Origin of the sequence: Anaerostipes sp. CAG:276 (assembly GCF_000432215.1) — a bacterium.
GTDB lineage: Bacteria > Bacillota > Clostridia > Lachnospirales > Lachnospiraceae > Anaerostipes > Anaerostipes caccae.
Genome location: NZ_FR889163.1, coordinates 20,149 through 27,298, shown reverse-complemented (window position 1 = coordinate 27,298; position 7,150 = coordinate 20,149). Strand labels below are relative to the sequence as shown.

The 7,150-nt window shown below is 41.7% G+C and carries 7 protein-coding genes; 4 read left to right on the top strand and 3 right to left on the bottom strand.

Annotated features, from left to right (window positions below; all coding sequences use genetic code 11):
- Positions 1 to 145 precede the first annotated feature (145 nt).
- The 3 genes from QVP35_RS00135 (at position 146) to QVP35_RS00125 (ending at position 2,156) form a co-directional block, all read left to right on the top strand.
- The gene (locus QVP35_RS00135) at positions 146 to 913 is read left to right on the top strand and encodes an SDR family NAD(P)-dependent oxidoreductase (protein ID WP_009291244.1); all 768 of its coding nucleotides are present in this window, start codon (positions 146 to 148) and stop codon (positions 911 to 913) included.
- A gap of 125 nt (positions 914 to 1,038) precedes the next feature.
- Positions 1,039 to 1,692 (top strand): GTP pyrophosphokinase, encoded by a 654-nt coding sequence (locus tag QVP35_RS00130; protein ID WP_006568013.1) that lies wholly within the window; start codon positions 1,039 to 1,041, stop codon positions 1,690 to 1,692.
- A 71-nt stretch (positions 1,693 to 1,763) separates the two neighbouring features.
- Positions 1,764 to 2,156 (top strand): hypothetical protein, encoded by a 393-nt coding sequence (locus QVP35_RS00125; RefSeq protein ID WP_006568012.1) that lies wholly within the window; start codon positions 1,764 to 1,766, stop codon positions 2,154 to 2,156.
- Positions 2,157 to 2,224: 68 nt separating this feature from the next.
- Here QVP35_RS00125 and QVP35_RS00120 read toward each other — a convergent pair whose 3' ends face one another.
- The 3 genes from QVP35_RS00120 to QVP35_RS00110 form a co-directional block, all read right to left on the bottom strand.
- Positions 2,225 to 3,124, bottom strand: coding sequence for an Rpn family recombination-promoting nuclease/putative transposase (locus tag QVP35_RS00120; protein ID WP_009291246.1), 900 nt, complete (start codon positions 3,122 to 3,124; stop codon positions 2,225 to 2,227).
- Positions 3,125 to 3,242: 118 nt separating this feature from the next.
- Positions 3,243 to 3,806 carry a DUF1062 domain-containing protein gene (locus QVP35_RS00115; RefSeq protein WP_009291247.1) on the bottom strand — a complete coding sequence of 188 codons (564 nt, stop codon included), beginning with the start codon at positions 3,804 to 3,806 and terminating at the stop codon, positions 3,243 to 3,245.
- A 194-nt stretch (positions 3,807 to 4,000) separates the two neighbouring features.
- Positions 4,001 to 4,282, bottom strand: a complete 282-nt coding sequence (locus tag QVP35_RS00110; protein ID WP_006568008.1) for a CD3324 family protein — start codon at positions 4,280 to 4,282, stop codon at positions 4,001 to 4,003.
- A gap of 365 nt (positions 4,283 to 4,647) precedes the next feature.
- Between QVP35_RS00110 and QVP35_RS00105 the strand changes: the two genes are divergently transcribed.
- The gene (locus QVP35_RS00105) at positions 4,648 to 7,149 is read left to right on the top strand and encodes a hypothetical protein (RefSeq protein ID WP_009291248.1); all 2,502 of its coding nucleotides are present in this window, start codon (positions 4,648 to 4,650) and stop codon (positions 7,147 to 7,149) included.
- The last annotated feature ends 1 nt before the right edge of the window (position 7,150 follow it).

Sequence of the window (7,150 nt, the reverse complement as noted above, 5' to 3'; positions counted from 1 at the left end):
AACGATAGTTTTTTAGCACTATTGGAGGGATGCATTTCAAAAGCGCGACGGAAATAGCGGTAAATGACTTATTAAGTTCAGATTCTATATCTCCGGGACGGCATAAAGGCGTTTCGGAGATATCGGCAGTTGTAAGGAGGTACACATGGAGTTAGGGTTATCGGGAAAGACGGCAGTCGTTACAGGGGGAGCAAAAGGCTTTGGACGGGCAGTCTGTCGGGTGCTGGCTGAGGAAGGCGCCAATGTGGTCATGAATTACCGGTCAGGAAAGGACGAGGCGGAGGCACTGATCCGTCAAATAAACCAGGAGTGTCCCGGAAAGGTCTTTGGATTTCAGGGAGATATGATGGAGGAGTCCGACAGGAAAGGACTGTTTTTGGCTGCCTGTGAACAGTTTGGGGGCGCAGATATCCTCGTGAACAATGCGGCCTCCTGGACAACTTCCATGGCTGCAAAAATGCCGGAAGAAGATTTTCGCAGAGTTCTGGAGATGAATCTGACAGTGCCGTTTCTGCTTTCTCAAAAGCTGATCTGCCATCTCACGGAGTCAGGAAAAAAGGGAAGTATTTTAAATGTGGTTTCCAAAGCGGGCATCATGGGATCGAAAAGAAATCATTCTCATTATGCATCATCGAAAGCCGGCCTGATCGGGCTTACGAAATCTCTTGCCAGGGAAACTGCAGAATACGGAATTACTGTAAATGCCATTGCTCCGGGATACATGAAGACGGACATGCTGATGAAATCTTTTAAAGATAAAAAAGATGAAGAAGAACAGAACAAAAAGATACCCATAGGAAGAATTGCAGATCCTAGAGAAGTGGCAAATGCGGCCGTCTTCCTTGTGTCAGAGAGGGCTTCCTATTTTACCGGTATTACGTTTGATGCCACAGGAGGAATGCTGATGTGCTGAGCTGGTTACAAAAATTTCACAGTTGTAAGTTTGAAAGCTTTCTGTACTCGTGATAAAATATTCTTTAGAACTGACAGGCATAGGAGAACCAGATACGATACAATTCAGAAAGAGGTGTGAATTCTATGGCAAAGATTGAATTACCTGATGTAAAGGATATTTTTTTAGAATACCGGAAAATGCAGCTGTTATATCAGTCAGCGCTGAAAGAGATCGGAACAAAGCTTGAAATTTTAAATGACGAATTTAAATTTGTACACAAATATAATCCGATCGAACATATCGAATCCCGGATGAAAAGTGAAGAGAGTATTGTCCGAAAGCTCATGAAAAAAGGGCAGGACATTACCGTAGAAAACATTGAGAGATATATTGACGATGTGGCAGGGATCAGAGTTATCTGCTCCTTTACCCCGGATATTTACCGGATCGTAGATATGATCTCCAATCAGGATGATATTGAAGTTGTAAAGACCAAAGATTACATGGTCAATCCAAAACCCAGCGGGTACAGGAGTTATCACATGATTGTGAAAGTTCCGATCTTTCTCTCAGATACAGTCGTTCCAACAAGGGTAGAGATACAGATCCGCACGGTTGCCATGGACTTTTGGGCGTCCCTGGAACATAAAATTTATTACAAGTATGACGGACATGCTCCGGAATATATCCGGTCAGAACTTCGGGAATGTGCAGAGATGATCAGTTATCTGGACAGCAAGATGCTGGCCATCAATGAAGAGATTCACAGCCTGAAACAGGAGGATATGCGCAGATAACTTAAAAATTTTGTACCTTTTTTCTCTCCTTTCTCATAGTATATTATCAGTAGAGAAAAGGAGCAGCGAAAATGATGGATCGTGAAGGTTTGGGTGATCTGCCTACATTTGATATGGAGTCTCTTTCCAGAAAGCCGATGGTGATGATGGATGAGCAGGATGAGGACGATTATCAGTACATTACGAAGATGTATGGACCGGTTGCAGGTAAAGTACTTGAGTACATTGAGGATGCCTGCGATCAGCTGGAGTACAAGGGAAGTATGATGTTTGACGAGTATCTGGACCGCACGGGGGTTCTTGTACTTGCCGATCATATCTATGACAAGATCAAGGAAATGGAAAAAGAAGACTGTATTAAAAAAGACCGCCTTCTTTATCAGATGGTCTGCACACTGCTGGGAGGAGAACTCTATCACCGCAGATGCCGTTACAGGAGAAAATGCAGAATGTTTTCTGATTAAAAAACATATGTATGAAGACAGAGATGCCGCAAAACAGCTGGAGTACAGTTGTTTTGCGGCATCTTTTGTCAGTCGGTGCCGGGTTTGTTCTGCCATGCTTTATAAATTTCTTCCTTTGAGGAAGAAGGATAGAGTCTGATCATACGGCAAATGGAGGCGATAGTCTGAGGATCTTCCTCTAAGGCATCGGCTATCTCTGCCTCAGTTTTTCCTCGCTGCATCTTTTTTTGAACCAGATCAATTACTTTGGTATATTCTCCTTCTTTTCTGCTGTACTCCATTTGGGTGACGTAATCTGAAAGATTTTTTTGGCGGAACAAATATTCGTCCATACGTTCAGGATCGCGTTCCAGCAATTCAAGTTCTCTGATGGCTTCTTCAATATAAGGATCTTTTTCTATCATGGCACGTTCCTCCTCTCCCTCTGCGCAAATAAAACATGCCCATTGATATAACTTTTTATGCTCTTCTTTTACTTTTGAAGAGTTCAGTTTTGGCAGCTCAATCACATGAACTTCCCACTGATCGCTGTATAGGCTGTGTCTGCTGTCCTCTCTCATATGAAAAGAGGAGTAAAAGTAATCGGTGTCAGTCAGCTGATTGAAACCAAGAATACTGATATGAATGGCCTTAACACAATTGGCATAAGCTTCTCCTGATTTTAAATCCTGAGTGTATACCTTTGCTAAATAAGACAGAGATCTTCTGTCCCAGTGTGCGTAGGGCAGTACCTTCATCTCTATGTTGATTTTTCCGGTCCCTTCCACTACGGTATACAAATCAAGTATGGAAAGCTTTCCTTCCAGAAGATCTTTGGAAAGGTGGCGGTCTTTTATATGAATGGTCCCGATCTTTTCAGGAGGAATATGCAGGATACTGCTTAAAAATCCCCGGAGTATCTTAGGCTGCTTCATGATCTGTGTGAAAGCATAGTCATTTTTAAGTGATATATTGTTAGACTTTTTCATCTTTTGTTATCTCCTTTAGTTTATCATATATGGAAAGTTTTTTCAATATTACCTAGTATTTTACAATATAATCACTAAAATGTCAAATTATGTATTTTTGGAGATCCAGAGAGTATTTTTATGAGATAACTAAAAGGATCTCCTTCCCTAGCCTGCACTTTGTTAAATCATTTTCTGACTCGCTTTGTATTCTGCCGTCTGAAAGCATGTCTTCAAATTCTTTTCTGGATAACTGCAGTTTTTCACGCAGTATTGCCGATACTTTTACATCTGATGCATCATTACTTCTGATATGCAGTCTAACAGGTCCGTCAAATGCAGCACATCCGGTTATCTTGTAATCATATGGACCGATTTTGCAGCCATTTCGTTTCAACAAATCTGTATTCATAGCATATTTATGGGCAAGTATTTGATCATTGCCGTGGAATTTATCCAGAAGTTCTCTGCTCACTGCTTTTGGATGGATTCTGGATAAGACAGTCAGATTCCATGTGGCTTCACAGCCGAAACATTTATAAATAAGCCAGACGTCCAGGTATTTTCTCTGTGCATTAACCCTAAACTGTCCGGAACTGACAAACTCTTTTTGTCTTCCGCATTTTTTGCAGTATCGCACTGCTGGAGGCGGAGTTAAGTACTGTACCTCCCAGACAACCGTTCTGAGAAACTTATTTTTCATAAAATCTCCTTCCTGTTCTAAATTAGATTAGGAAAGAAAAAAGGCGGATTTTCTAAAATTCGCTTCACAATGTCACCTCCTGAATTAGTTATTCTGAAAAAATTCTATCACTCATTTCCGTCAGTACAAACCTCATCTTTTTTTATGAAAAAAAGATGAGCCAATACGGTTTTTATATCCGTATCGGCTCACCTTTACATGTTATGGATCATTTTCTCCTGCCGGATGATTCTTTGAATGCTTTTCAGAGACAGAAAATATTTTTCGGATAATAGATCCTGGCTCTCTCCTGCAAGATACTCACTAAATATTTGTGCATTGCGCTTTTGAAAATACTTTAGAGATGCGGCAGAAGTCCCACGGGGCTTTTTTCTGTCCGATCTTCTTGGTATATAAATGCTCTCCCCTTCTACATATTTTTGGATTTCTTTAAGAAGTTCAAGGGGAAGTATATGTTTTGCTTTCTTATAGCTCATACTGCTCTCCTAAAATAAAAATATTAAATCGGAACAGCAAGGGCTATTTGTCGAGATTGAAACGTTATAAATCATGCTGTTATTCAGCATGGCTGCAAATAGCTCCCTGCTATGCAGCAAAAACAATGGGATCAGGCATATGAATTTTCCTCCTCTTTTATTTATAGTTATTATATCATTTTCTGAAAAAAATAATAGCCTTAGATTATCAGCGCCGAGTCTGAATTCATAATTTGGTCTTTGTAATTTTTTACTATCACCGTCAAGCAGTCTGCTGCTCTTAAAGTTTCCTTAAATTTGTTGTGTTTCCTCAGGAAAACGGATAAAATATACAGATAGGACAGAGAGAATGTTAGGAGGATCTTATGAAGCGGGAAAAAGCCATACCAGCAGCAGTCTTTGGACTGATTTTTATTCTTGCTCTTGGAATATGGAATTATATTTTGATAGGAAAAAATAATCAGGGTGTCAGTGAGACCAGCCAGGCATCCCTGCCTGTGCTGACCATAAACACCGGAGGAGAAGAGATCAATGAACTCCATGGATATACAGAGTCCGTGGACGCATCTTTGATGAGAGATTCCATCACGCCCATGAAGGAGGATAAATTCCAGGTTTTTATGAAACACGGAAACAGCTCCGTCGAAGCGCTGGATTATAAAATATATAAAGAGAATAACCGCTCTGCCCTGGAAAAAGGAGTCGTGGCTTTTCAGCAGAAACAAAGCGGAGCGGCAGCGGACATAAAAGTCAAGAGCCGCCTGGAGTCGGGGAAAACATATCTTTTGGCTCTGTCGATAGAGGAAGACGGGCAAACGATCACATATTATACCCGCATTATTTACGGTACCGATCTGCATTTTGCCGAGTGTCTGAAGTTTGCAGAGGAATTCCACGATGCGACTTTAACAGAGGGAAGCTCAGAATATGTAAAAAAATATTTGGAAGTAAAGGATGGAACTATCACAAATGATCTTTCTTTCGTGGATATTTCTTCTAATCAGGAGGCGGTCTGCTATGCATCACTGAAACCAAAAACCGAGCGCATGTACGCGCCGGTCATCAAAGAGGCCAGCTCTAATGTGACATCGGTAGAGTACAGGTTTATTTTGTCTGCGGAAAACAGTAAAGGGATCAAGCAGTATTATCAGGTAAAAGAATACTTTCGCATCAGATATTCCAAAGACCGGATGTATCTGCTCAATTATGAGCGGACACAGAATGCATTTTTCCGCTATGACGCACTGGACCGGGCAAACAACAGAATACTCATGGGTATCACGCAGATGAATCCCGAAGAACTGATCAGCAGGAACAGCGGGCGGAAAGCGGCATTTGTTCAGGAAAATGAGTTGTGGTATTACGATTATAAAAATGCTTCCATGACAAGAGTGTTTTCTTTTGTAGGAGAAGATTACAGAGATTCCCGAAATAATTATCCGCAGCACGGTATCCATGTGATGGAGATGGATAAAAGCGGTAACATTAAATTCATTGTATATGGATATATGAATCGTGGAGAACACGAAGGGAAGAATGGTATCGGGGTCTATGAATTTGAAGCGGAGAGCGGAAAAACAGAAGAGAAAGCCTTTATACCGGTGAAGATTCAGTATGAAAATTTAAAAGATGAAATCGAAAAAGGAGCATACTTGAGTGACAGCGGAAAGTTCTACTTTGAGCTGGACGGGGCTTACTATCAAGTTGATCTGGACAGCCGGGAGTCAAAGACCATCGCGAAAAATATCAGCAGCGGCATGGTCGCAGTCTCCGGAACCGGAATGCTTGCGATAACGGAAAACGAAACGGCTATACGGATTATAGATCTGGAAAATAACAAAGAGCATAAGATCCGCTGTGAGAAGGGAGAACGGATCAAACCAGTTGGTTTTGTGAAAGACGACCTTGTGTACGGTATTGCAGATGCAGGGGATGTGAAGACAAGAAAAGACGGTTCCATCCAGTTTCCAATGAAAAAAGTAGCAATTGCCGATGACAAAAATCAGGAACAGGCTAAGTTTGAAAAGAGCGGAATCTATGTTACGGACGCAAGGGTAGACGGAACTGTTGTCGTACTCAGTCCGGCCAGACGCTCAGGAACAGGGTACAAAAGCATGAAAGAGGATTATATCCGCTACAAAGATAAGACGGAGGATAAAGCTTCATTGGAATACGGATACACAAGCGACCGTCTGAATCAGGTATATCTTTCATTCCCTGATTATGTATATGTACAGACCGTTCCGAAGTATCTGACTTCTGCGCTCAGCCAGACTGAGAAAGAGTGCGGCGTATCCTTTGCGGTCAATGAACAGCGGTATAAAAATGCCTATGTTTATGCCGGAGGTTCACTGAAGGGCACTTATACGGATATGGCAAAAGCAATTAAAGAAGCCCAGAAAAATGCAGGGGTGGTGGTCAATTCAAGCCAGCTGTACCTGTGGGAAAAAGGCGTCATGAAAAGCTATGGAAAAGTGGCAAATATCCCAATGGTGAAGGCGGAGTCCAAAGACGAGACCGGAATTGCCTGTGTGAAAATGATCACAGATTCCGAGGGAAAAGATGTCACCTATGGTCAGCTGAAGCGGAGTAAAAAAGATGTTTACGGCATGCTGTATGATTCAATGGATAAAATGGCAGCGGATTACACCGGGTGTAAATTTGAAGACGTCCTCTACTGCATCAGCAAAGGAAGGCCGATCATTGCAAAAAGAGCCAACGGCACATTTATTCTGGTCATGAGCTATAACAATACAAAGATCAGATATTTTGATCCTCTGAAGGAAGAATCTGTTCAGGCGGAACGGTCTTCTATGGAGAGAGAATTTAAAAAGGCAGGCAGTGTATTTTACAGCTATGCGAAATAGA

What these genes read in the sequence shown, in the direction of transcription:
- QVP35_RS00115 (WP_009291247.1), bottom strand. Translation starts at nt 3,806, where the DNA reads ATGAAAAATAAGTTTCTCAGAACGGTTGTCTGGGAGGTACAGTACTTA.
- QVP35_RS00130 (WP_006568013.1), top strand. Translation starts at nt 1,039, where the DNA reads ATGGCAAAGATTGAATTACCTGATGTAAAGGATATTTTTTTAGAATAC.
- QVP35_RS00135 (WP_009291244.1), top strand. Translation starts at nt 146, where the DNA reads ATGGAGTTAGGGTTATCGGGAAAGACGGCAGTCGTTACAGGGGGAGCA.
- QVP35_RS00105 (WP_009291248.1), top strand. Translation starts at nt 4,648, where the DNA reads ATGAAGCGGGAAAAAGCCATACCAGCAGCAGTCTTTGGACTGATTTTT.
- QVP35_RS00125 (WP_006568012.1), top strand. Translation starts at nt 1,764, where the DNA reads ATGATGGATCGTGAAGGTTTGGGTGATCTGCCTACATTTGATATGGAG.
- QVP35_RS00120 (WP_009291246.1), bottom strand. Translation starts at nt 3,124, where the DNA reads ATGAAAAAGTCTAACAATATATCACTTAAAAATGACTATGCTTTCACA.
- QVP35_RS00110 (WP_006568008.1), bottom strand. Translation starts at nt 4,282, where the DNA reads ATGAGCTATAAGAAAGCAAAACATATACTTCCCCTTGAACTTCTTAAA.